19 protein-coding genes are annotated in these 23789 nt (G+C 73.5%); 10 read left to right on the top strand and 9 right to left on the bottom strand.

Features of this window, described 5'->3' with window-relative positions; genetic code table 11:
• Positions 1-3: 3 nt before the first annotated feature.
• Entirely contained in the window at positions 4-915 is a 912-nt protein-coding gene (locus ACIA8O_RS16335) for an oxidoreductase (protein WP_396294483.1), read from the top strand.
• A 7-nt stretch (positions 916-922) separates the two neighbouring features.
• Here the strand turns inward: ACIA8O_RS16335 and ACIA8O_RS16330 are convergent, their stop codons facing one another.
• Positions 923-3517 (bottom strand): alpha-N-acetylglucosaminidase TIM-barrel domain-containing protein, encoded by a 2595-nt coding sequence (locus tag ACIA8O_RS16330; protein ID WP_396294481.1) that lies wholly within the window; start codon positions 3515-3517, stop codon positions 923-925.
• A gap of 192 nt (positions 3518-3709) precedes the next feature.
• Between ACIA8O_RS16330 and ACIA8O_RS16325 the strand changes: the two genes are divergently transcribed.
• Entirely contained in the window at positions 3710-4954 is a 1245-nt protein-coding gene (locus ACIA8O_RS16325) for an ROK family protein (RefSeq protein ID WP_396294480.1), read from the top strand.
• 280 nt (positions 4955-5234) lie between these two features.
• Here ACIA8O_RS16325 and ACIA8O_RS16320 read toward each other — a convergent pair whose 3' ends face one another.
• Positions 5235-6332, bottom strand: a complete 1098-nt coding sequence (locus ACIA8O_RS16320; protein ID WP_396294479.1) for a polyprenyl synthetase family protein — start codon at positions 6330-6332, stop codon at positions 5235-5237.
• A 395-nt stretch (positions 6333-6727) separates the two neighbouring features.
• Here ACIA8O_RS16320 and ACIA8O_RS16315 point away from each other — a divergent pair, with 395 nt between their 5' ends.
• Positions 6728-7438: a hypothetical protein gene (locus tag ACIA8O_RS16315; RefSeq protein ID WP_396294478.1), complete on the top strand. Its 711-nt coding sequence runs from the start codon at positions 6728-6730 to the stop codon at positions 7436-7438.
• Positions 7439-8524, top strand: coding sequence for a ricin-type beta-trefoil lectin domain protein (locus ACIA8O_RS16310; protein ID WP_396294477.1), 1086 nt, complete (start codon positions 7439-7441; stop codon positions 8522-8524).
• Positions 8525-8631: 107 nt separating this feature from the next.
• On the opposite strand, the gene ACIA8O_RS16305 is transcribed toward ACIA8O_RS16310, so the two are convergent.
• A complete protein-coding gene (locus ACIA8O_RS16305) occupies positions 8632-11106 on the bottom strand; it encodes an RICIN domain-containing protein (protein ID WP_396294476.1) in 2475 nt (824 codons plus the stop codon).
• Positions 11107-11158: 52 nt separating this feature from the next.
• On the bottom strand, positions 11159-13078 hold the full coding sequence (locus ACIA8O_RS16300) for a DUF5107 domain-containing protein (protein ID WP_396294475.1): 1920 nt from the start codon (positions 13076-13078) through the stop codon (positions 11159-11161).
• 216 nt (positions 13079-13294) lie between these two features.
• Here ACIA8O_RS16300 and ACIA8O_RS16295 point away from each other — a divergent pair, with 216 nt between their 5' ends.
• On the top strand, positions 13295-14293 hold the full coding sequence (locus tag ACIA8O_RS16295) for a LacI family DNA-binding transcriptional regulator (protein WP_396294823.1): 999 nt from the start codon (positions 13295-13297) through the stop codon (positions 14291-14293).
• Positions 14294-14345: 52 nt separating this feature from the next.
• On the opposite strand, the gene ACIA8O_RS16290 is transcribed toward ACIA8O_RS16295, so the two are convergent.
• Both ACIA8O_RS16290 and ACIA8O_RS16285 read right to left on the bottom strand, forming a co-directional pair.
• On the bottom strand, positions 14346-15317 hold the full coding sequence (locus ACIA8O_RS16290; RefSeq protein ID WP_396294474.1) for a hypothetical protein: 972 nt from the start codon (positions 15315-15317) through the stop codon (positions 14346-14348).
• A 95-nt stretch (positions 15318-15412) separates the two neighbouring features.
• The gene (locus ACIA8O_RS16285; protein WP_396294473.1) at positions 15413-15832 is read right to left on the bottom strand and encodes a hypothetical protein; all 420 of its coding nucleotides are present in this window, start codon (positions 15830-15832) and stop codon (positions 15413-15415) included.
• Between the two features lie 279 nt (positions 15833-16111).
• On the opposite strand from ACIA8O_RS16285, the gene ACIA8O_RS16280 reads away from it, so the two are divergent.
• Entirely contained in the window at positions 16112-16642 is a 531-nt protein-coding gene (locus tag ACIA8O_RS16280) for a hypothetical protein (protein ID WP_396294472.1), read from the top strand.
• A 63-nt stretch (positions 16643-16705) separates the two neighbouring features.
• Here the strand turns inward: ACIA8O_RS16280 and ACIA8O_RS16275 are convergent, their stop codons facing one another.
• Entirely contained in the window at positions 16706-16954 is a 249-nt protein-coding gene (locus tag ACIA8O_RS16275; RefSeq protein WP_396294471.1) for a hypothetical protein, read from the bottom strand.
• 480 nt (positions 16955-17434) lie between these two features.
• Between ACIA8O_RS16275 and ACIA8O_RS16270 the strand changes: the two genes are divergently transcribed.
• The gene (locus ACIA8O_RS16270; protein WP_396294470.1) at positions 17435-17920 is read left to right on the top strand and encodes a hypothetical protein; all 486 of its coding nucleotides are present in this window, start codon (positions 17435-17437) and stop codon (positions 17918-17920) included.
• A 95-nt stretch (positions 17921-18015) separates the two neighbouring features.
• On the opposite strand, the gene ACIA8O_RS16265 is transcribed toward ACIA8O_RS16270, so the two are convergent.
• Both ACIA8O_RS16265 and ACIA8O_RS16260 read right to left on the bottom strand, forming a co-directional pair.
• Positions 18016-18435 carry a hypothetical protein gene (locus tag ACIA8O_RS16265; protein ID WP_396294469.1) on the bottom strand — a complete coding sequence of 140 codons (420 nt, stop codon included), beginning with the start codon at positions 18433-18435 and terminating at the stop codon, positions 18016-18018.
• Between the two features lie 15 nt (positions 18436-18450).
• A complete protein-coding gene (locus ACIA8O_RS16260) occupies positions 18451-19179 on the bottom strand; it encodes a hypothetical protein (RefSeq protein WP_396294468.1) in 729 nt (242 codons plus the stop codon).
• 227 nt (positions 19180-19406) lie between these two features.
• Between ACIA8O_RS16260 and ACIA8O_RS16255 the strand changes: the two genes are divergently transcribed.
• The 3 genes from ACIA8O_RS16255 (at position 19407) to ACIA8O_RS16245 (ending at position 23788) form a co-directional block, all read left to right on the top strand.
• Positions 19407-20129, top strand: a complete 723-nt coding sequence (locus ACIA8O_RS16255) for a Crp/Fnr family transcriptional regulator (protein WP_396294467.1) — start codon at positions 19407-19409, stop codon at positions 20127-20129.
• A 273-nt stretch (positions 20130-20402) separates the two neighbouring features.
• Complete coding sequence (locus tag ACIA8O_RS16250) at positions 20403-23525, top strand: hypothetical protein (protein WP_396294466.1); 3123 nt, start codon at positions 20403-20405, stop codon at positions 23523-23525.
• Between the two features lie 35 nt (positions 23526-23560).
• Complete coding sequence (locus ACIA8O_RS16245; protein WP_396294465.1) at positions 23561-23788, top strand: hypothetical protein; 228 nt, start codon at positions 23561-23563, stop codon at positions 23786-23788.
• Position 23789 lies beyond the last annotated feature (1 nt).

Below are 23789 nucleotides of genomic sequence, written 5' to 3'. Positions count from 1 at the left end.
GCCATGGCGAACACAGCGAAGTGGAACACCGGCGACATCCCCGACCAGACCGGCCGCCGGGTGGTGGTGACCGGGGCCAACAGCGGCCTCGGCATCGCCACCGTCGACGCCCTCGCCCGGGCCGGGGCGCACGTCGTCCTCGCGGTGCGGGACGTCCGGCGCGGCGAGGCCGCTGCCGCGGGCGTCAGGGGTGCCCGCGGCGGCGTCGAGGTCCGGCGGCTGGACCTGGCCGACCTCGCCTCGGTGCGGGAGTTCGCCGAGGGCTGGGAGGGCGGGCTGGACGTCCTGGTCAACAACGCCGGGGTGATGAACGTCCCCGAGGGCGCCACCAGGGACGGCTTCGAGACCCAGTTCGGCACCAACCACCTCGGCCACTTCGCCCTGACCAACCTGCTGCTGCCGCACCTCACCGACCGCGTGGTCACGGTGGCCTCCGGGATGCACAAGTACCCCGGCAACCGCATCCGCTTCGAGAACCTGAACCTCAAGGGCGAGTACCACCCGATCCGGGCCTACGCCCAGTCCAAGCTGGCCAACCTGCTCTTCACGCTGGAGCTCCAGCGCCGCCTGACGGCCGCCGGCTCGCCGGTCCGCGCCCTCGCGGCCCACCCCGGGTACGCGGCCACCAACCTGCAGAGCCACGACGGCAGCGCGGTGCGCCGCGCCCTGATGGCGGTCGGCAACCGGTTCGTCGCCCAGGACAGCCGGGCCGGCGCCCTGCCCTCGCTGTTCGCCGCCACCATGGACCTGCCCGGCGCCGCGTACGTCGGCCCGGACGGCTTCGCCGAGAACCGCGGCCACCCCACCCTGGTCGGCCGCACCGCCGCCGCCAGCGACCCGGTGAGCGCGGCCCGGCTCTGGACGGAGTCCGAGAGGCTCACCGGGACGGCCTTCGCGGGGCCCGGGCGGTTGTGACGGTCCGTCAGGACGGCACGGTCCACCGCTGGTTGGCGCCGGCGGTGCAGGTCCAGACGATCAGTGCGGTGCCGTTGGCGGTGCCGCCGCCGGAGGCGTCCAGGCAGAGGCCGGACTTGAGGTTGCGCAGGGTGCGGTCGGTGCCGTGGTACGTCCAGGACTGGGCGGGGGTGCCGTTGCAGGTGTAGAGCTGGACGACGGTGCCGGGGGTCACGGCGCCGTTGCGGACGTCCATGCACTTGCCCTGGGCGCGCAGGGTGCCGTCGCCCGGGACGGACCAGGTCTGGGCGGCGGTGCCGTTGCAGCTGTAGAGCTGCAGGGCGGTGCCGTCCGCGGTGCTGCCGCCCGTGACGTCCGCGCACCTGCCGCTGCTGCCGGTGACCGGCCCGGCCGGGGTGACCGGGGGCAGGGCGGCGGCGATGGCCGAGGCGACGGCGTGGACGTCACCGGTGGCGGTGGTCGGGTAGGCGGTGGTGCCGCGCGCCCAGGCGTCGTCCATCGCGAAGAAGTCGACGGCGGCCGGGGCGGTGCCGGTGGCCAAGGCCGTGTCCAGGGACCGGAAGTAGGCGGCCCAGCGCTTGGCGTAGAGGTCCGTGATCAGCCCGGAGTACTCGCGGGCGGCGTAGTCGCGCAGGCCGTTGCCGTCGGCCTGGGAGCGGTTGCCCCAGGTGGTGACGAGCGAGCGGGCGTCGTACTGGAGCCGACCGTCCTCGGCGGCGGTGGCGCCCCAACCGTCGATGCCGGCCAGCCAGTTGCCGACGAGGAAGCGGCTGTCGGTGGCCATCAGCCCGTCGAGGCTCGCGAGGTCGGCGTTCCACTCGGCGACCAGGGCGCGGAAGGCGGTCAGGTCCTTGGCGGTGTAGGCGGTGGCGATCCGCGGGAGGAGCGCGCGGCCGCGGTTGTCCAGGGCCTGCCGGGCGGTGTGCAGCAGGTCGAAGCGGTAGGCGTCGCTGTCGCGCAGGGCCGGGGCGACCCGGAGCAGGCTGGTCAGCGCGCTCTGCACGGTCGCCGGGTCGTACCGCATGCCGCCGGGGGACCAGCTGGCCGAGCTGCTCGCGGTCAGCGAGGGCCGGGCGGTGAAGAGGCTGTCCTGCGGTTCGGCCCAGCTGCCGGACGGCATCGAGTACGGGCCGGTGCGCAGCTTCTCCCAGGCGGCGGCCGCCTCGGCGTCGGCGCCGCCGTAGCGGGCGGTGGCGTACGTCCGGAACCAGGCGGCCTGGTCGACCGGGCCGGCCGACCAGGCGAGGTCGGCGAACAGGGCGAAGGCGGCCGGGTCGGTGCCGGTGCCCTCCGGCATGTAGGCGATGCCCTTCACCGCGCTGCCGGGCTTGGTCAGCCACTGCCGGAAACGGTCGATCCAGACTGCGGAGTTGGCGCCGAAGGTGGTCTTGCCGCCCATGTTCGCGATGCTGCCGAAGGCGTACGGGGTGCCGTGCCAGGAGGCCTCCCGGTCGAGGTTCTGGTAGCGGTCGGAGAGGCCGTCGACGATCAGCATCCTCGACTTGTCGACACCGGCGAGCACCGCGTCGGAGGGGTTGTCCTGCCAGCCGAGGACGGCCCAGGTGGCGTCCGGGTGCGCGGCGAGCATGGCGCGCTGGATCGCCCCCGCCGCCGCGGTGACGTCGATGTCCCCGGCGCTGCCGCCCTCCTGGAGCGGGTCCATCTTGAACATGCCGGCCGCGCCGAAGGCGGCGCTCTGGTGGGCGTAGTAGGCGGCGGCGACGGCCGGGTAGCGCGGGTCGTTCGGATCGAGCCAGGACGGGCGGGTGAAGCCCACCCAGCCGCCGGGGGCGACCACGTGGGTGCCGGGGTTGCGGGCGGCGAAGTCGGCCGGGACGGTGCCGAAGTAGCCGGGCAGCACCGGGGTCATGCCCAGGGCGCGCAGCTGGTCGCAGATCTGCCGCCCGACGGCGGCCCGGGCCGCGATCAGCTGGGCGGAGACCGCGGAGGAGGCGGAGCCGGACATGTTCTGCATCAGCCACCAGGGCTGGTGTGCGGGGCCCGGCACCCAGGACTGCAACTCGGCCTCGGTGTAACCGAATTGCTGCAGGGTCCGGTAGTAGGGCTGCTCGGCCCCGGCGGTGACCAGCACCTCGTTGATGCCGTGCAGGGCGAGCACGTCGATCTCGCGCTGGTAGTCGGCGAAGGTCCGGTAGGCGCCGGTGTAGCCGTTGTCGACGTCGTTGAGCGCGTAACGGTGCGGCACCACCGAGGAGTCGGTGTGGGCGGACGGGACCCCGGGGAGGGTCGCGGGCAGCGCGGAGGTGCTGGTGCCGGGCAGGCCGATGTCCACGTGCGCGACGTTGCGCAGGTACCAGCCGACGCCGGTCAGCAGGGTGGCGGGGCTGGTTCCCGACACCTGGATCGCGCCCGGGTCGCCGGAGACGGAGAAGGAGTCGACGCCCGGGGCGGTCCGGTCGACGGCCCGCAGGACGAACTGCGAGGCCTGGGCCGGGAGCAGGCGCTGGAGGCTCGCGGCGGCGGGGGAGGTGTCGAAGGTGGCCGCCTGGGCGGCGGGTGCGGACACGGTCGAGAGCCCGGCGCTCGCCGCGGCCAGTGAGATCACGACGCCGAGCAGGCGTCGGTGGAGTCCCGGCTTCATGGGTCGTCTCCTGGGGAATGCGCTGTGGGGGACGGCATTATTAACGGAGCGTCCGTAAATATCTCGGCGCCGTGGTGGGGTGTCAAGCACCCGGGCGCGGAAACCCGTTCGGACGACCGGCCCGGACGCGCAGTACAGTGCGAGACCGGCCCGCATCCAGGCGGCCGACCAGGAGTGCAAGGAGGGAACCGGGTGCCCACCCGCCGAGCGGCCACCGGGCCGCACGTGCTGCGCGCGATGAACGCCGACGCCGTCCTGGCCGCGCTGCGCGCGGCCGAGACGCCCGCGGTGAGCGTCACCGCCCTCGCCACGGCCACCGGGCTCTCCCGCCCCGCCGTCACCCGGGCCCTGGCCGCGCTGGCCGAGGGCGGCCTGGTCGAGTCCGTCACGGCGGCTCCCGAGGCGGCCGCCGCCCCCGGGCGGCCGGCCCAGCACGTGCGCTTCCGGGCCGAGGCCGGCCACGTCGCGGGCATCGACATCGGGCCGCACAAGGTGCTGGTGGTGATCGCGGACCTGGCGGGCGGGCCCCGGGCCGAGCGGCGGGTGACGGTGGGTCAGGACATCGACGGCCCCGGGCTGTTCGAGACCGTCCGCACCGCCCTGACCGCCGCCGTCGCCGAGGCGGGGATCGCCCCGGCCGACCTGCGGGCGGTCAGCGTCGGCACCCCCGGCATCGTGGACCGCGAGCGCGGGGAGATCCTGCTCGCCCCGAGCATCCCGGGCTGGGCCGGCCTGCCCGTCGTCCCGCGGCTGCGGGAGTGGCTGCACTGCCCGGTCCTGATCGACAACGACGTGGACCTCGCCGTGCTCGGCGAGCGCTGGCGCGGCGGCTCCGGAGACGCGGACAGCCTGGTCTTCGTCCAGTGGGGCGAGCGGATCGGCGCGGGCATGCTGCTCGACGGCAGGCCCTTCCGCGGCGCCGGCGGGGCGGCGGGCGAGCTGGGCTTCATCGACGTGCGGTGCGGGGAGGCGCCGGGTGGGGAGGTGCCGGGCGGAGCCGTCGGTGACGACGTGTCAGCCGCCCCGCTGACCAGCACGCTCGGCCCCTTCGAGCGCCTCGCGGGCGCCGCCGCGATCCGGCGGCTGGCGCAGGAGGCGGGCGTCGCGCTCGGCCCGGAGGGCGAGATCGGCCCGCTCTTCACCGCCGCCGCCGCGGGCGATCCGGCCGCCGCTGCCGTGGTGGACCGGGCGGCCGCCCGCTTCGCCCGGGGCCTGGCCACCCTCGTCCTGCTCCTCGACCCCGGCCGCGTCGTGATCGGCGGCGGCCTGTCCCGGGCCGGCGAGACCCTGCTCGGCCCGGTCCGCCGCCACCTGCGCGACCGCACCCTCACCACCGCCGAGGTGACGGCCTCGGTCCTCGGCGAACGCGCCGTCGCCGTCGGCGCCCTGCGCCGCGCCCTGGACGCGGTCGAGCCCACCCTGACCGCCTCCGCCTGACCGGTGCCCCGGCCGGACCGCGGCGGGCGGCTCCGCCGAGTGGGTGGGCGTGGTCGGGGGCACCTCCGGCCCGTTGTCGCGGCGGTGGCCCGGTCCCGTCGAGGGGACGGCCCTCAAGAGGTGGTGGGACCGGGGGTTCAGCAGTTGCGGGTCACGGTCCGGGCCGGCCGGCATCGGAGCCGCTCCGCCGGGTGGGGGTGGGCGTGGTCGGAGGCCGTCTCCGGTGTCCCGGTGGCGGCCGCCCGGTCCCGTCGAGGCGGCGGACCTCGAGGGCGGGGGTTCAGTGGTCGCGGGTCACGGTCCAGGCCGGTAGGTGGTGGAAGAAGGCGACGGCGTCCGGCTGCCAGCGGTCGTACCAGGAGCCCGCGACGGCGGACGCCTCGGCGGCGTGCTGTTCGGCGTCGGCCTGGAGCGAGCGGTCGACACCGTGCTCGCGCGCGAGCGCGCGGACCCGGTCGAGGGTCTCCTCGTCGGCGTGCGGGTCGCCGAGGGCGGCCGTCAGCAGTGCGCGCCCGGCGGCGTCGAGGTCGGCGGTCAGCAGGGCCCGGACGGCGTAGCTGCGGCGGCCGGAGCGCAGGTCGGAGCCGACCGACTTGCCGACCGCGGCCGGGTCGCCGAACAGGTCGAGCCAGTCGTCCCGGAGCATGTTGGCGATCCCCAACGCGGTGGCGTAGCGGCGCAGTTCGTCGTCGTACGGGGCGGGGTCGGCCCCGGCGGCCAGCAGGCCGAGGCGGAGCGGGGCCAGGATGGAGTAGCGGGTGGTCTTGTACTCGGTGACCGCGTGCAGGAAGTCGAGGTCGGGGACGGGGCCGAAGTCCCGTTCCAGGTCCAGGAACTGGCCCAGCACGGTGGTGGCCCCGACCCCGGCCAGCTCGGCGGTCATCGCGGCGGCCCGCTCGGGCGGCAGCCCGGAGCCGGACAGGACGCGCAGGGAGAGGAAGGCGGCCAGGTCGCCCGCGAGCACGGCCAGGCCGGTGGCGGTGCCGGTCCGGTCCGGGTACTCGTCGCGGTAGCGCTGCGGCACCGACGGCGCACCGCGCCGGACGGCCGAGCCGTCGATGATGTCGTCGTGGACCAGACCGTGGGTCTGGAGCAGCTCGATGCCGATCGCGGCCTCGGTCAGGCCCGGCGAAGGCTGATCGGTGACCAGGGCGGCCGCCTCGTACAGCACCGCCACCCGGAGCCGTTTGCCACCGCGCAGCGACATGTCCCGCAGCAGCTCCAGGGCGCGGGCGGGGAAGGTGCCGTGCCCGAGGCCCTCCAGGGCGCCGCCGCCCGCGGGGTCGGTCAGCGAGTCGAAGTACGCCGCGAAGCGGGCGTCGAAGCGGTGCCGGTGCTCGGCCGCGCGCCGCAGGGCGGCGATGATCGTCTGGTCCACGGCTCCAGACTTCCATCCGCCCCGCGGCCCGCGCCAACTCCGGTCGTCCTCGGAGCGTCCGGACGCCCCCCGTCGGGTGGGGTCGATCACCACGGCCGGGATCTCGCGCCCGGTCCCGGCCCGGTGGTCGTCGTGGGTGGGCCGGTGACCGGCCGTCAGGGGCCGGCGGGCGGCGCGCTCCTCGGGGGTGGCGGTGCGGGCCGTGCCCCGGAGGACCTCGGGGCACGGCCCCTCCGACGTGCGCCGACGCCGTCGGGCGCGGCCGGGGTTCCTTCGATCCGGCGGTGCGCGGGTCTTGACGTGAACCGCGTTCACTCTCCAGTCTTTGCTCGAACATGCGCACTTCGCGCAAGTATCGCTCAACTTTGCTCACGATCTGCCACAGGAGAGCAATCATGGGATGGCACCACCGCGTGCTCGGTCTCTGCACCGCAGCCGTCGTCACGGCCGGCCTGGCCGTGTCCGTCGGCACCCCGGCCGCCGCCGACAGCACGGCGGCCAACACCTCCGCCCCGATCGGGGTGAAGCCGATGATGGGCTTCAACAACTGGGCCAGGTTCACCTGCGCCGCGCAGGCCCGCCTCGACGGCACCCGGGACGGCTACTCGTTCCAGCAGTTCATGCAGGACCAGGCCAAGGCCATGAAGGACACCGGCCTGGTCGCGGCCGGCTACACCAACCTCACGGTGGACGACTGCTGGATGCAGCGCACCAGCGCCGGCTGCCTGCACGGCGCCGCCAAGTGGGGCAGCAGTGAACAGCCCGGCTACGACTGGGAGTTGACGGACTACGCGAACTACGTGCACTCCCAGGGCATGGAGGCCGGCCTCTACAGCACCTCCGGGGTGAACACCTGCCAGGGCGTGCCCGGCGGGGTGAAGGGCCACGAGCAGGTCGACGCGAACTCGCTGGCCTACTGGGGCATCGACTCGATCAAGGTCGACAACTGCGGCACCGACATCACCAACCGCCGGCAGATCTTCACCACCTTCGCCAATGCGCTCAAGACCGCCACCGCGAACACCAGCCGCAAGATCCTCTTCAACGAGTCGGCCCCCGCCGGGTACGGCCCGACCAGCGCGGAGAAGTACAACGCCCAGGAGTGAGTGCGCGGCCTCGGCCAGATGTGGCGGGTCAGCCCCGACATCGCGGTGTGGCACACCAACACCACCTCCGCCTGGGACTGGCAGCACGGCGCCGACTACTACGAGGGCGGCGTCCTGCAGAACTTCGAGGACACCGTGGCCCTGGCCCGCTACAACGGCCCCGGCAACCACAACGACGCCGACATGCTGCTGATCGGCGACAACAACCAGCTCACCCCGGCCGAGCAGCGCAGCCAGTTCGCGCTCTGGTCCGCGATGGGCTCGCCGCTGATGATCTCCGCCGACGTCCGCAAGATGGCCGCCGACCCGGTCACCTACGCACCGCAGCTGGAGATCCTGAAGAACGCCGACATCATCGCCGTGGACCAGGACACCACGGCCGGCGGCTACCTCGCCGCCCGCGACGGCGCCTCCACCACCGCCGGCACCGAGACCGTGGTCAAGCCGCTCGCCGACGGCTCCCGCGCCGTCGTGGTGGTCAACAAGAACAACGCCGCCACCACGGTCACCATCGACCCGGCCCGGATCGGCTTCGGCAACACCGGGTGCGCCCGCACCGTCAAGGACCTCTGGAGCCACACCAGTTCGCAGGTCGCGGGAGCCTTCACCGCCACTGTCGGCGCCCACGACAACGTGATGTACACCATCGCGCCCGGCAGTTGCGGCGCCGCCCTGCCGACCGGCCAGATCCAGGCCGCCCAGCCCGGCTTCCAGGCCTACGCCTACTGCCTGGACGCCTACAACGGCGCCGTCAACGGCACCACCGTCGGCCTCTGGGACTGCCACTCGGGCGGCAACCAGCAGTGGCAGCGCCAGACCGACGGCCGGATCACCTCGCTCGCCTCGCCCGGGCTCTGTCTCTCCGGCGAGACCACCGGCCTCAAGCTGCGCACCTGCAACGGCGCCGACGCCCAGCAGACCTGGTCCTACGGTCTGGCCGGACAGCTCAGGGCGAACGGCCTGTGCGCCGACATCGCCGGCGGCTCGGTGAACGACAAGAGCAAGGCCGTCGCCACCTACACCTGCGGCACCCACCAGGCCAACCAGACCTGGAGCGCGCCCTTCGCCACCGCGCCCACCGCCTGACGGGCCCCGCACGGGAAGCGGGACAGGAAGCAGGACGTAAAGCAGGACGGTCAGGCCGGCACCCACATGCCGGCCTGACCGTCCGTCAGGGGTGGATCAGGGGTGGATCAGGAGATGGTCCACTGCTGGAGGGCGGAGTTGGTGTTCGGCTGTTGGGTGACCAGGGCGCCGTTGGAGGTGGAGGCGGTGGTCAGCAGCAGGCCGCTGTGGACCGAGGCGACGGTGTAGGTGCCGTTGGCCAGGCGGTTGACGTTCCAGCGCTGGTTGGCCGAGCCGGTGGTGCAGGGCCACTGGATGATCTTGCCGCCGGCGGTGGTCGAGGAGTCGCTGACGTCCAGGCACATGCCCGACTCGCCGTTGGTGAGGGTGTAGGAGCCGTCCGACTGGGCGGCGAAGGTCCACTTCTGGTTGAGGCCGGTGCCGAGCGTCCAGGTGATCATCTGGGTGCCGGCGGTGGTGCTGTGGTTGGGGTCGTCGAGCGCCTTGCCGCCGGTGGAGAGGGTGTGGACGCCGGCCAGGGCCGGGTTGACCGTCCAGCTGAAGGTGGTCTGCGAGCTCGCGGTGCCGGAGGAGGCGGTGACCGTGACGGTGGAGACCGCGGAGGTGGTCGGGGTGCCGGTGATCAGGCCGGAGGCGCTGATGGACAGTCCGGCCGGCAGGCCGGTGGCCGAGAAGGTGAGCGGCTTCTGCAGGCTGTCGGTGGCCGAGAGCTGGAGCGAGACCGCCGTGTTGACGGACGTGGTCTGGTTCCCGGGGGAGTTGAGCAGCACCGACTCCGGCGCGGTGCCGGCCGCGGTGAGGGTCAGGGTCTGCTCGGCGGCGGTGCGGCCGCTGCCCACGCCGCTGCCGCTGCTGTCGGTCCAGGTGCGGCCGGGGGTGGTCTCGGCCAGGCGGCCGGTGGTGGAGGAGAGGCCGACGGCCAGGCCGCTGTAGCGGTTGACGATCCGGAAGGTGCCGGGGGCGGAGGTGTTGGAGAGCACCCACCACTGCTGGCCGACGGCGGCGTTGCCGCCCGCGGCGGCGGTCACGGTCGGGGCGCTGCCCCAGGCGCGGCCGGAGTTGGCGGTGGCGTCCACGCCGAGCAGCTGGCCGGTGGCGGAGTTGGCGATCCGGTAGGAGCCGTCGCCGACCGCCTGGAAGGTCCAGGCCTCCAGCGCGGCGCCGGTGCCGGCAGCCACCGAGGTGGTGGCGGAGCTCCCGGAGACCTGGGCCAGCACGCGGCCGTTGCCGTTGGCGATCTTGTACGACTTGCTCAGGTCCACCGGCGCGGCGGCCGGGGCCGAGGAGCCGACGCTCAGGTTGACGTACTCGCCGGACTTCTTGTCCGAGCACCCGAAGGAGCAGTAGGTGCGGAAGTTCTTGCCGACGATCGCCGAGCTGGTGCGGTTGGCGCTGTCCAGGAACCAGCGGTACCAGGAGGCGGTGTGGTAGCTGCCGGTGTCACCGAGCTTGAACCACTTCTGGGTGGCCAGGTCGGCGGTGGCGTAGATCTCCTGCGGGGCGTTGCCGCTCTGGTCGACCGCCTGCGGCTGGCCGATGTAGAGGCCGAGGTAGGCATTCCAGGTGACGTCCATGACGAAGAGCGGGGAGGTGGCGGGCATCTTGCCGGCCGCGATCTGCTGGGCGGAGGTGCCGGTGTTCGCCGGGTCGTACTCGCCCGCGACCGGGGTGTACCCGGTGGTGCTGGAGGCACCGACGGGCACCATGTTGCTCTCCTTGCCGCCCTTGCCGGGCTGCGACCAGGAGCCGTCGTACCACTTCTGCCAGGAGCTCGGCGCCATCTTGGCGGAGATCGGGGCGCGCGCCACGTGCTCGTAGAACGCCTTCCAGCCGCCGGACTTGTCGACGATCCGGGAGCCGTAGAAGACGTAGAAGTAGCCGGAGACGGTGTCCACCAGCAGGCGCTGGTCGCCGTCGCCGTAGGAGTAGGTCTGGTTGGGGAAGCCGGTGGTGTCGCCGCGGGTGGTGCTGAACGGCGAGGTGATGACGTGGTCCTTGATCTTCCAGGTCCGGCCCTGGTCGGTGGAGACCGCGTAGTCGATGGCGTCGTAGTGCAGGCCGTCGCCGAAGGGCTGCGGGGTGAACTCGTTGTGCACCAGGCCGTACCAGTCACCGGTGTCCGGGTCGACCCAGACCCCGGCCAGGTCGCAGTAGTTGCGGTGCGCGTAACTGGCGCTGCCGGTGGCCGCGGTGGCCTCCAGGCCGGTGGGGCTGTTGTTGCAGCGCCAGGTGGTGTCGTTGTTCTTGTCGCTGGAGTTGGCCGGGTTGACGTAGTTGCTGACGGCCGCATTCCGGGTGGCGGTGTCCAGGTCCGTGCCGGTGAAGAAGTCCCAGTAGCGCGGGTCGTTGGCGCCGTAGAGCGCGGCGGACTGCTGGTACCAGAAGGAGCCGTCCTTGTCGATGTACGGCGCCGCGGGGGTGTCGGTGGGGTGGGTCCACGAGCCGGTGGCGCCGACGGTGACGCTGTAGGTGGGGGCGAGCTCCTCGGCCGAGGCGGGGCTCGGGCTCGCCAGCACGGGGGCGGCGATGGCCAGGACGGTGGCGAGCAGGGCGCCGCCGGTCCTTCTGGCGGGAGTAGGCATGGGGGTACTCCTCAATGGGGGGAGGGTGAAGTGAACTGCGGGGGAAGGAGGTTCAGTCTTCCGACATGCGGAAGTCGTAGTCCGGCGGGACGGGCCGGTCCGGGTGGACGGCGCGCCAGAGGGCGTCCAGGGACACCTCTCCCTCGCGCATGTTGTCCACCCGGATGCCCTCGGCCAGCAGCCGCCGGACCAGCTCGTGGTCGCCGAGGGTGAACGCGGCGGTGGCCTCGGCCAGCCGGATGCGGCCGTGGTCGCGGACGGGGTGGGGAAGCGCCCCGATCAGGGTCAGGGCGGCGGCCGGCCGGTCGGCACGGAGCAGGGCGTCCAGCGTCTCGATGCCCAACTCCATTAGGTCCGGCCGGAGTTCGTGGGCCTCGGCGAGGAGGTCGGCGGCGGTCTGCGGGTCCTCGGCCAGGTGGGCCAGGGCTCGCAGCACCCACGGGGTGCGGCGGTCGGCGAGGGAGCGCAGCCAGGCCTCGCGGGCCGGCCCCGGTTCGCCGTCGGCCAGCCGGACCAGGCCGAGGTGGTAGAGGGAGTGCCAGTCCGCGGCGCCCCGGCCGGTGCTCTCCTCCAGCAGTGCGCGCCACCGCTCGCCGGTGACCGGGGTGGCGGGCGGGTCGCTGACGGGCAGCGCGCCGGTGGCCAACAGCCCCTGCCAGGGCCGCTGTTCGGGCCCGGGGTGGCCGAAGGGCAGCAGGGCGGAGGCGGGCAGGCGGCCGGCCTCGATCTCCAGGGCGGCCCAGCCCTGACCCTCCGTCAGCATCTCCTCCGGCTCGCCGAAGGCGGTGGCGGCGGCCTGGGCGCGGTCCAGCTCGGCGGGCGGCAGGAGGAGGTCGAGCGCCTCGGCGGCGGCCTTCCGGGCCTGCTGCCAACTGCCGTGCACCGCTCGGGGATCGACCTGGAGCAGGCCGTAGGCCTCGGTCCAGGACCAGGTCGCACCGGCGGGCATCGGCAGGTGCTCCAGCTGGGTGCGGGCCAGGCCGGCCTGGATCTCCAGGTAGGGGCGGTCGGGGCCGGAGAGCCACTCCTGCCAGTGCCGCCCGCCGGGGGAGGTGCCCCAGCAGAACACCTTGCGGCCGCGCAGCCGGGCGGTGGACGTCTGGACCAGGCCCGCGCCGTCGGCGTCCAGCGCGGCGATCCAGCGGCGCTCGTCCGGCGGCAGGTCGAGGAAGTGGTCGGCGGCGTGGGCGGCCCGGCCCGGGTAGCTGTGGTCGGCGCCCTCGCGGTGCGGGAAGGCGAGGCGGCGCAGGTCGCTGCGGTAGTCGAAGTGGAAGGCGTGGTCGGCCGGGGCCACCACCCGGGTGTCCGGGGTCTGCGGTACGGCGGTGTTGGACCACCAGTAGACCGGCGCCTCCCGGCCGGAGGGGTTGTGGACCTCCACGTGGACGTACAGCGCGGGGGAGGAGGCGGGCAGCCAGGCGTCGATCCGCAGCACCAGGCGGCGCAGCCGCTCGAAGGCGAACATCCGCAGCACCGGTGTGCCGTCCGGCGCGGTGACCCGGGCGGCGTGCAGCGGCTCGCAGGTCAGCGGCCAGTGGCCGGTGGTGCCGAGGTTCCACTCCACGCCGCCGGCCAGCCAGGCGTCGCGCAGCGCCAGGTTGGCGGGCTGGAGCACCGGGTTGCGGTGCAGCAGTTCGCGGCCGGTGGGGCGGTGGACCAGGGACCAGAGGCGGCCGCCGTACCCGGGGAGGAAGGTGGCGGTCAGCAGCTCGTTCTCCAGGACCACGGAGGGCAGTTCGCGCGGGGAGCGGCGGCGGTCGTAGCGGTCCTGGCGGGTGTAGGGGAGCAGCGTGGCCGGCCTGCCGTAGCGCAGGCCCCGGCGCAGCTCCTCGTCCAGCCCGTCGCCGTGCGCGGTGACGGCGGCGGCGGTGACGGCGGCGGTGGGGACGCCGTGCAGGATCGGCAGGGAGGCGGTCGGATCGGCCGCCCCCTCGATCGGCAGGGGAGCGGTGCGCAGGGAGCTGGTGGGCACGGTGGGGGTCCGTCCTCTCGGGGCACGACGAGGAGATTGCGAGGACCGTAAGACCATTTTGACCGGTAAAACAAGAGCTCCTGCAGAAATTGCCGAAACCGGGCAGAGGGGGCAACTCCGGGGAGGGCGTGCGCGGTCTTGACCCGGGGTTGCGGTGGCCGTAACGTCGACGCCACACGCTTGACCGGTAAAATTCAGGGAGCCCACGTGGCGACGATGCAGGACGTGGCCGACCGCGCGGGCGTCACCAAGCAGACGGTGTCGAACGTCATCAGCGGACGCGTCCCGGTCCGCCCCGAGACCGCCGCCCGGGTACGCGCCGCGATCGACGCGCTCGGCTACACCCCCAATCTGGTGGCCCGGTCACTCGCCACCGGCAGCACCAGGACCGTCGGCCTGCTCGTCCCCACCGTGGCCGGCGCCTTCTACGCCGAGATGGTCGAGGCCGTGGAGGACGTGGTCGAGGAGCACGGCTACCACCTGCTGCTCGCCACCACCCGCCTGGACGGCGAGCGCGCCCGCCGCCACCTGGCCAGCCTCACCAGCCGCTCGGTGGACGCCCTGCTGATCGCCGGGGACCGCGACCTGATGGCCCATCTGCCGCTGCTCGCCGAGGCCCGCTTCCCGGTCGCGCTCTGCGCCTGGGAGACGGCGGTGCCCGACGACTTCCCGGTGGTCACCGTCGACTACGAGCACGCCGGCTACCTCGCCGGGCGCCACCTGCGCGAACTCGGCCACGAACGGGTCGCCGTCCTGGAGAGCCCCGACCACGGCTCCCGGCTGGCCGGCTTCCGCCGCGCCTTCGCCGCCGACGGCCTCACCGTCCCCGACCACCTCGTCCACCGGGCCGCCGAACCGACCGTGGCCGGCGGCGTCGAGGCGGCCCGCGCCGCCTTCGCGGCCGACCCCGGCCTGACCGCCGTCTTCGCCACCCACGACGTGCTCGCGCTCGGCGCCCTCGACGCGGCCAAGGCCTCCGGACGGCGGGTCCCCGAGGACCTCTCCGTGATCGGCCACGACGACAACCCCGAGGTGCGGCTCACCCGGCCGCCGCTCACCAGCGTGGCGCTGCCCATGCGGGAGATGGCCCGGCAGGCGGTCGACCTGCTGCTGCGCGCCGTCGCCAGGTCCGGGCCGGTGGTCAACTCGCTGCACCTGCTGCGGCCGGAGCTGATCGTGCGGGAGAGCACCTGCCCGCCACCGCAGCGGTCCTGACGGACCCTCAGCCCTTCCGGCCCTTCCGGCCCTTCCGGCCGTTCTGGTTCCTTCAGCCCTTGAGGGCCGCGGTCGCCGCGTCCACCTGGGCGTGCAGGGCGGTCCTGATCTGCGCCATGGCGGCCGCGTTCTCGGCGATCGCCCGCTCCTGGTAGGCGGAGTCGACGGAGTACCAGACGCCGACCAGGTTGGTCCGGTGCCGGCAGGCCGCATCGGCCGTCGCCACCCGGAGCTCGCGCGGCGAGGGCGTCGGGCCGTCCTGCCAGGCCTTGTCACCGAGCGCGGCCACCGGATCCGGGTAGTCGAAGCCGCTCTCCTTCATGCACTCCGACCACCGGGCGAACACCGCCGCTGTCCGGGCGTCCTTCTGGGAGTCCACCAGGGTACGGAACTTGAGGTCCTCGGCGAGCTGCGCGTCACCGATCCGGCCGTCCGCGGAGCCGGTCAGCGTCCGCACGGCCTCCCCGACGCAGCCGCGGTCCGGCACCGTCCGGCCGTTGACCGACTGCCCGCCCGGGCCGTACTTCTGCCTGGGGTCGGAGGCGCCCCGCAGCGCGGTCGTCATCTCCGGGCTCAGCTCCAGCCGGGGCGGCTGGGCACCCGCCCCGGGGTCGCCGCCCTCCGGGTGGTAGCCCCACTTCGCCATGGCGGCGGCGTTCTGCGGACCGTACCGGCCGTCCACCCGGGTGGTCGGGGCATCGGAGTCGCGCGGGGGCGGGCTCGGCTGCGGGGGAGCGAAGTCGAAGCCGAAGCGTGTCATGCAGGCCGTGGTGAGCCTGGCCTGCGCCTGCTGGACCGTCAACAGCTGTGCGGGGGCGAGCAGGTAGGCGTCCAGGGGCAGCGGCCGGTCGTTCGCCGAGTCGAGGACGGGAACGGCGGGCACCTGGGGCGGTACGGCCGTGCGGGTCGGTGCGGCGGCGTCGCGCGACGGGTCCGCGTCGGTGCCCGCGCAGCCGGCCGGCAGGAGCAGCAGGAGCGGCAGGGCGAGCAGGAGGGCGGCGGAGCGGCGCGGGCGGCTGGGCACAGGTTCGGTCTTCCGGGGTCGGGCGGTTCCGGGTGGGGCGGGGCGCGGTCCCCGGCCCGCCCGCGTGCCGGGTGGGCCGGGGACCGCGGGTGGGATCAGCCGAAGAAGCCGGCCGCGTTGTTGTTCTTCATCGTCGAGTTGAGGTCGCGGAAGCTGTAGTCCGGGATGGTCTGGCAGGCGTAGCTGCAGTTCCGGGTGCCGCTGTTGTAGTAGACGGTGAAGGCGCCGGGGTACCAGCTGTCCACCGAGGCGGCGTGGTTCTTCACCGAGATGCCGGCGCCGTTGGTGCCGTAGGCGCTCTCGCCGAAGCGGTAGTTCGCGTAGTCCGAGATGTTGCCGGTCTGGACGAAGACGGCGCCGTAGCCGTTGCCGCTCGAGTTGTAGTACAGGCAGACGTAGTGGCCCCCCTGGCAGTCGGCCAGGCTGGAGGCCGAGGCCGTGCCGGTGGTCGCCAGGCCGGAGGCCAGGACGGTGCCGGCCACGGTGGCGGCGGCGAGGAGCTTGCGGATGCGCATCGAGGGTCCCTTTCCGGACGCCGGTGAGTCCGGCGCCGGGGTGCCATGCTAGATCTTTTATGAAGAAATGATCAACATTCACCGAGTGGGGCCCGGGCCAACAGTGCTGGTGGGAGCCCTATGTGACGCACCGTGAGCTGCCGCTGATCAGCGGGGCCGTGACTGACCCGGCTCGTCGAAGGTCGACGACTTGGCGACGGAGCACGGGCACTTCGCTGCGGTGGTTGCGCCCCCGGATACCGGTGGCTACGTCGCTGCCCGGTGTGCAATCGTGGCCGGGTGACCGACCGCGACCCTCGCCCAGAGCCGAACGGCGCCGCTGTATCCGGGTTGTTGGGCGCTCTGGCGTCCTACCGGACAGCGCGGCAAGAGCTGCTGGAAATCATGGCGCTCGGCCGGTCGAACAGGGACCCGCTGGCCGAGGTCGCCGAGCATCTGGTCCTGGCCCTGTGGGGAGGGCGACTCGCCGAATCGCGTGTGCAGGCGAACTACGACCTGGTATCGGCCGACGGCGAGTTCGTCCAGGTCAAGTACCTCGCCAACCCTCTTGGCAGCTGGCCGAATGAGCACACCGTGCGGAGCATCCCCGGTGTCGACTGGTACGCACTCGTCGTCTACGAGGCCTTCGAGGTGACCGGCGTTCTGGCGTTCCCGCCCGACCTCGCGGAGATCTGCACAGCCCTGGGCAAGCGCCACCCCGGCCAGTCGACATCCCTGCAGTTCACCCACCGGAACTGGCGGACGATCCGGGAAGACGCCGAGACCCACCGGCAGTTGGGCATGCGCATTTGGCTGCCGCCCTTCCGGTAGGTCCGTTCGTCGTCGGTCACACACGTGGCAACCGGTCAGGACCGCCTGTCGGAGGACATCCGGTTACCGGTTCGGGGTGGCGTTGTCGATGGCGGCGATCAGGTGGGCGTGCACGGCTTCGGCGGCGTCGCGGGTGGCCGGGTCCGGGTCTTCCAGCTGCGGGGCGATGAGGGCGGCGGCCGCGGCGAGGACCGGCACCGGGACGGTCGCCGAACGCAGGTGGCGGAGCTGGGAGGCGGCCTGTTCGCCGGGGGTGGTCCGGGCGCGGACGGGGATGAGGGAGTGCAGGCCGCGCGGTTGGGTGTTGGTCACCTGCCTCATTCTTCCGCGTGCGGGCCGGGCTGGTCACACGGCCGGCCCTCCTGGTCGGCACGCTGCGCAGGCAGGGTTCCTGTACGACGCGGCGGCCTTCTGGCGGCAGGGCGTCGACCCCTGGGAGTGACGGTGGGCCGGGCAGAGCGGTCTGGCAATCGGTCGAGATCACTCGGCAGGGACGGTGATCCGTCCCATCGGAGGTTGATGTCGCAGGTCAGGTACGGTGCGGGGATGATCGAGGGTCTTCCTGCCGGTGGCGGTGTGCCGGGTGAGATGGTGCTGGCCGGCTACTTCGTCGCGGTGCCGACGTCGTTGAACGGCTCGGCTGTGCCCCGCAGGGCGGGGCTGACCACGGCGTCGGACTGTCTGGTCGACCGGTTTCCGGAGGATGGGTGCTGGTTCGCCGGCGCGTCGGAGACGTTGGCGGCCTGCCGCTCCCTCCCGGTGCCCGTGGGGGCTCGTCTCTACGCCGTGCTGGTGTCCTCCGAGCATGTGGACGGCTTCGCCGCCGACATCCTCGCGGCCGGAACGGACGAGCCGGTGCTGCTCGCGCTCCTCGACCGCCGGGCAGGCCTGCCGGTGGGCGAGGGCGCCAAGGGCGGGCGCGAGCTCGGCTGGGAGGTGCTCGGCTACGACGACGGTCTGCTGCACACGTGGTTGTGCAACGACCTGCGCGAGGACGGTGTGCGCGAGCTCGGGGTGGCCACCAGTGAGGACCGTGTCCTGCTGCCCACGCGGGAAGCCGCCGCACGGGTGGCCGCCTGGGCCAACGCCCGCAGCGACACCAAGCCCGTGACCTGGTTCCCCGCCGCGCTGATCGAATGGGACACCCCGATCGAGGGACGGACCGGCCCCGTTGTCCGCGGAGCCCCGGCTCGCCGGGCAGCACGGCCCTGGTGGCGCCGGATCTTCCGACGGACCAGGCCGGGCCGCGTGGTCGGGGCGTCGGTCGGACTTCGGTGAGACCGGTCGGCGACATCGGCGTCGGGGGGTGCCTCGGTCGGCCGAGACGGTGTGTCAGGCAGTGGCCGACCGGCTCACCCCGGTCAGTCGCGGGATCAACCGTCAGGGCCGAGGCCCCGGACCACGCGCTGGTCGCCGTGCTGGACGGCGTAGACGGTGCCGTGGTCGTGGGCGGTGTTGCGCTGGGTGTGGGCGAGGTGCTGCCGGCCGCCCTGGTGGTCGGCGATCAGGCGGGCGAGGTCCGGGGCGAGGGAGGGATCCTGGTTGAGCAGGGCCGCCAACTCCAGGGCCCAGAAGGCGAACAGGGCCTGGCGGGCGTCCTCGGGGTGCTCCGCGTCGCGGACCAGTTCGGCGTTGTGGTCGAGTTGCTCCGCGACGGTGCGACGGCGGTCGGGGCCCAGGCGGCGGAGGACCGCGAGCGTGCCGTCCTTGACGGACTGCCACAGGTCGGTGGCCATCGCGCCGACCACCACCGTGGCGCCGGACTCCGCGAGCGCGACGAGTTCTTGATCCATCGAGCGGGTTCTCCCTCAGGGGCTACGAGTGGTGGTGATGTGCTGGACGCCGTTCTGGACCGCGTAGATGACGCCGTGTCCGGTCGCCCGGTTGTTCATCCGCGTCGGCCCGGCCGGCGGCGTGACGGCCGGGGCCCCCGTGGTCCCGGTGGTGTCCGTGGCCGGGGCGCCGGCCGACCGGAGCCACGCCGAAGAGGTGAACTCCTTGTTGTGCACGGCCACGCGGCGGTAGTCCTCCGGAACGATCCCGGGCCGGCCGGCCTGCACCGTCTCCTCGTGGAAGTGCTCCGAGAGGGCCAGTACCGCGACGGTCCGCGGCGGGGCGTCGGCCAGTTCGGCGCGGACCGCGGGCGCGTCGAGCAGCCGGGCCAGGACCTCCAGCGGGCGGCCGGCCACCTCCCCGGCCGGGCCCAGCCTGACGTCGCCGGCGTGCAGGGCCATCCGGACCCGGATCGTGGTGAATGGCCCGGCCAGCTGGTTGTGTGCCCGCAGCCGGGCGGCGAGCTCGTCGAACAGGGGGTGGATCAGTGCCGCTTTCCGCACCCCGGGCGGGGCGGTGACCCGCAGGCCGTCGCCCAGGTCGTCGATCCGGCAGGCCGTCCAGTCGATCCGGCTCCGCTCGACGGACTCGCGCAGCATCGTGCGGAGCGCCGAACGGATCGTCAGCAACGCCGGGTCGCCGCGTCCGGCGGAGCGTTCGATGTCCACGGCGAGCACCGCCCGGTACGCCGACTCCCATTCCATGCTGATCCTCCTGACGGCTGGTCACACCTTGCCCGGGCGGTCGTTGCGCCTCACCCGTCCTGACCGCCCGGCCCCGCCCAGGTTCCCATGGTGGCGGCTCCTCGGGCTCAAAACCCCGTCGGAATACGGGTTTTCCGACTGGACCGGGACAGGGCGGGACGCATACTGGTCTCACCGGCGCGGCTCACGGGGAGGTCGCGCCCGGAGCAGCGCGGGCAGGGAGAGCAGTGGCATCGAGCGACCGCCACCGGGAGGAGGACGTCCCGTCCGGCCGTCCCCGGACGTGGCCGTCGGCCAGTCTGCTCGGCGGGCTGCCCCCGGCCGAGCGGGACCGGCTGCTGGCGCTCGGCACCGAGGTGCGGTACCCGGCCGACCGGGTGCTGCTGCGGGAGTCGGACCTGACGGACTTCCTGCTGGTGCTGCTGGCAGGCGTGGTCAAGGCGACCAGGCGCACCCACGACCACCGGGACGCACTGCTGGCCGTACGGATGGGCGGCGACCTGGTGGGCGAGTTCGCGGCCTTGGACGGCCGGCCGCGTTCGGCGACGGTCACCAGTTGCGGCCAGGTCACGGCCAGGGTGGTGAGCCGCGCGGAGTTCCTCGACTGCCTGCGGCGCGAACCGCGGATCGCGCAGGCCGTCAACGAGTCCATCGTCACCAAGCTGCGGGTCGCCAATGACCGCCGGGTCGACTTCACCGGCTGCGACACGGAGACCCGGCTGGCCCGGGTGATCCACCAGATCGCCGTCAGCTACGGAGAGCCGGTCGGTGCGGGCGCCGTCATCCACTGGCCGGTCACCCAGCCCGAGTTGGCGACGCTCTCCGGCGCGGCCGAGCCCACCGTGCACAAGGCGCTGCGCCGACTGCGCGAAGCCGGGGCCGTGAGCACCGGGTACCGCAGCATCAAGGTGGAGAGCATGGCGCTGCTCGACGCCATCGCCTTCCCCTGAGCGGCCGGTCACCCGACCTCCCGTCGGCAGGGCTTCCGCCTCGTCGGCTTCGCGGAGGCGCCGTGAACAGCCCTGGCGGAAACCGTCGTTCGACGGGGTCCCGCCGTACCGCCTGCACTAGCCTGGCCGACGACGGGGCGCCAGAGGGCAGTCCTGGAGCCTGTCGTGCGTCCACGCACGCCCGGTGGGCCGCCAACCTCCGCACCGGCCGGCCACCCCGCCGTGGTCCGCCCCAGAGAACGGCCGCATGCCACGGCCGGGAGAGACTTCGCGATGGAAGAACCGGTCGAGTCCGACGTGAGGACCGCGACGGACGCAACCAGCAGCGGCGCGGGCCCGACCGGGCCGGGCGGCGGCAACGACTACCGCCTCGGCATCGACGGCGATGCCCTCGGGCCGGTGGTGGTCGGCGACCACAACCTGGTGGTGGACGCCCAGCACGGCTCCTCGGTGACGCTCCTGGTGTCCGGCCGCCGCCCGACCCCGGTACGCCGGGAGCGGGTGGCGCTGCTCCCCCGCCGGCAGTCGGCGCCGATCGGACGCGCCACCGAACTCGCCGACCTGGAACGGGCGATCCGGGACGGCGGGCTGGTGCAGCTGTACGGCCCGTCCGGCACCGGCACCAGCATGCTGCTGCGCCACGCCGCGCACCGGCCGGCCGCCGACCCCGACGGGCGGGTGTACCTCAACGCGTTCGACCGCGAGGTCGCCGACCTGGCGCAGGAGATCTTCGAAGCCTGCTACGACGCCGTCGGATACGCCCCGTCCGAGCCCGAACTGCGGCGGCTGATGGCCGGGGTGCGGGTCACCGTGTACCTCGACAACGCGAACCTGACCCGCACTCAGGCCCTCGCCCTGGCGGACCTGGCACCGGATGCGACGTTCGTACTGGCCTCCCACCAGCGGTCGCTGCTCGGCGAGGACGGCGCGCTGGTCGAACTCGCCGGGCTGGACAGGGCGGCCGGGCTGGAGGTGCTCGTCCACGAACTGCGCCGCCCGCTCGCCCAGGACGAACTCGCCGCCGCGACCAGCCTGTGGCAGGCCGCCCAGGGGCGACCGCTGCACCTGCTGCAGGCCGGTGTCCTCGCCCGGTCCCGGGTCGGTACGGGCGGCGGGCTGCCCCTGGCCGGCGAGGTCGCGGAGCTCGTCCCGCTGCTGCTCGACGGACTCGACGCCCCGTCGGCGGAGGTGCTGCGCCTGCTGGCCACCCTGGACGGCGCGGAACTCGCACCGGCCCGGATCGGCGAGATCGTCGAGCTGCCCGACGCCGTGGGCGTGTGCGAGCGGCTGGCCGAGACCGGCCTGTTGCGGGCCGAACAGGACGGTTACCGCTGTCCGCCGGAAGCCGTCGCGGCGGCCCTCGGCCGGACCACCCCGTTCCCGTTCCAACGGATCTGCTCGCAGCTCACCGAATGGATGGCCCGACCGGACACCACTCCTGCCGAAGTGGCCGCCCACAGTCAGGCGTTGGACCGGGCCGCCGCGCTCGCCGAGGCGGCCGGCCGGTCCGAACTCGCGGTCGTCCTGGCCCGGGCCGCCTCGCCGGCGCTGGCCCGCGCGCTGCGCCCCGGGGCGTGGGGCCGGCTGCTCGGCCGTGGCTGGGGAGCCGCCGAGCGGGTCGGCGACCGGCAGGCGCAGACCTTCTTCGTCCACGAGGAGGGCATCCGCAGTCTGCTGACGGGCCGTCGGGTCATGGCGGGCGTCCTGCTCGGCGAGGCCGCGATGCTCTGGAAGGCGATCGGCGACCTGCACGGCGCGACGGCCGCCCTGCACGCCCAGAGCGTCGCACCCTCGCTGGCGGGCCCGCTGCCCGCCATCCCGACCGTCCCCACGCCGGGTGCCGGCCTGAGCGGGGCCGGGGCGCACGGCGGCGCGGCGCACGCCGCGGCCACACCCGGGGCCGCCGCGCACGGTGCGCAGGCCAACTCGGTCGCCTCGCACATGGCCAACCTCTCGCCCGCGCCGGCACAGCCCGCCGCGACCGTCCCGCACGCCACCGCGCCTGCGGCGCAGCACGGGGCCGCACAAGCGGGCCACGCGACGGCCGGCCACACCGGAACGGCCGCCTCCACTGCGCCGGTTGGCCATGCCGCTGCCGGTGCCCCGGCTGCTGTCGGCGCGGGCGCGGGCGCGGGGGTGGGTGCGGGGGTGACCGGGGTGCTCGGTGTGCTGAGCGCCAAGGCACTGCTGCTCTGCCTGGCTGTACTGCTCGCTGCGGCGATCGGGGTCACCTGGTCGGTCAGCCCCGGAGGCGACAGCGGTTCGGCCGCCGAGGAGAAGGTGCTGCGCGAGCCGTTCGACCAGGCGGTGCAGGCGCTGTCCACGGCGCCGGGAGTCCGCTACCAGGGCGACTGGAACGTCGAGCAGTACCTCAACGACGTCACGGTGACCGCGCACGGCGAGAAGTTCGGCACCAGCCACCTCGAGGGCAAGACCATGCAGTCCGACACGAACTCGCAGGATCTGCTGACCATCGGCGGCAAGGACTACTCGCGCTGGCACGCCTCCGACCTGATCCTGCGCCTGTGGACCTACAGCGGCCTCGGCGACCGGAGCACCCCCGACGGCAGCAGCCGCCTGACGCAGGAGATGTCGCTGTACGAGACGCCGGCCGACCTAGCCAAGCGGTTCTCGCAGGCGCTCGCCGACAAGCCCCGTCTGCCGGCCGCGACGAACCCGCAGACCACCGACGTCAACGGTGTCCCGGCCCTGCGCGCGGACACCACCGTCGGCTACCTCTACGTCTCCCGGGACGCGCCGTACCGCTTCCTGCGCTGGGAGCCGCCGAGCGCGATGAACTTCCACTTCCCCGAGGACGGTCAGTTGCCCCGCGCCATGGAAGCCCACTCCCCGTTGTGGGAGACATCGTCGGTCGACCTGATGACGGTCGCACCGACGGAGGTCGGCACGATGTACGACGGCCTGGAGAAGTACGCCAAGGACCTCACGACGGCGACCTACGGAACCCTCGACTTCACTGGTCACGGGGACGGCAGTTCGGTGAACTGCGATGCCTCCGGGTGCCACGTCAAGGAGGTCGTCAGCGCGGACATCCTCCAGGGCGACGCCGTCGTCCGCCGGCTCTCGCACGTCAACGTGCTGCTGACGGTCGGTTCGCTCACCATCGACGGCCGCGCGGCGGGCAGTTGCTCCAGCGGCCCGCAGCCGCTGCCGGTCGGTGGCAACACCATCACCGGTACCCTCACCTGCGACAACCCCTCCGCTGCCGCCGTGTACCAGCAGGTTGCCGCGGAGAGCCAGGCCCGGGCGAACGCCGTCGGCAGCAACTCCTACTGGGACCGGGCCGAGGACATCGAGATCAAGGCCCTGGTCCTCACCCAGGCCGAGGTCGACCAACTCCTCGCCACCATCCGGCAGGAACGGTCGGCAGCCTGATGACCACCCCCTCGGACTCCTCGGAAGGAGCGCCCATGGCCACCGGATCCGGTGACCGGTACGACGTCCGGATCGGCGGCGACGCGCACGGCCCCGTCGTCGTCGGCCGCGACAACCACGTCGAGACGACTTCCGCACCGGCCGCGGCCCCTGAGCCGGAGTCCACCGTCCAGAACAACACGGCCGACGGGCACGCCACTCTCTACACCGTCATGAAGGGCGACATCCACATCCACCAGGAACCGGGCGCCGACCGCCCCTGAA

Source organism: Kitasatospora sp. NPDC051853 (assembly GCF_044452665.1).
Classification (GTDB): Bacteria; Actinomycetota; Actinomycetes; order Streptomycetales; family Streptomycetaceae; genus Kitasatospora.
The sequence above is the reverse complement of the archived record's forward strand: the minus strand, read 5'-3'. Positions and strand labels throughout refer to the sequence as shown.

Coding starts and splice junctions, on each gene's coding strand:
- ACIA8O_RS16295 (WP_396294823.1), top strand. CDS start 13,295: ATGCAGGACGTGGCCGACCGCGCGGGCGTCACCAAGCAGACGGTGTCG.
- ACIA8O_RS16335 (WP_396294483.1), top strand. CDS start 4: ATGGCGAACACAGCGAAGTGGAACACCGGCGACATCCCCGACCAGACC.
- ACIA8O_RS16260 (WP_396294468.1), bottom strand. CDS start 19,179: ATGGAATGGGAGTCGGCGTACCGGGCGGTGCTCGCCGTGGACATCGAA.
- ACIA8O_RS16305 (WP_396294476.1), bottom strand. CDS start 11,106: ATGCCTACTCCCGCCAGAAGGACCGGCGGCGCCCTGCTCGCCACCGTC.
- ACIA8O_RS16250 (WP_396294466.1), top strand. CDS start 20,403: ATGGAAGAACCGGTCGAGTCCGACGTGAGGACCGCGACGGACGCAACC.
- ACIA8O_RS16315 (WP_396294478.1), top strand. CDS start 6,728: ATGGGATGGCACCACCGCGTGCTCGGTCTCTGCACCGCAGCCGTCGTC.
- ACIA8O_RS16285 (WP_396294473.1), bottom strand. CDS start 15,832: ATGCGCATCCGCAAGCTCCTCGCCGCCGCCACCGTGGCCGGCACCGTC.
- ACIA8O_RS16265 (WP_396294469.1), bottom strand. CDS start 18,435: ATGGATCAAGAACTCGTCGCGCTCGCGGAGTCCGGCGCCACGGTGGTG.
- ACIA8O_RS16330 (WP_396294481.1), bottom strand. CDS start 3,517: ATGAAGCCGGGACTCCACCGACGCCTGCTCGGCGTCGTGATCTCACTG.
- ACIA8O_RS16245 (WP_396294465.1), top strand. CDS start 23,561: ATGGCCACCGGATCCGGTGACCGGTACGACGTCCGGATCGGCGGCGAC.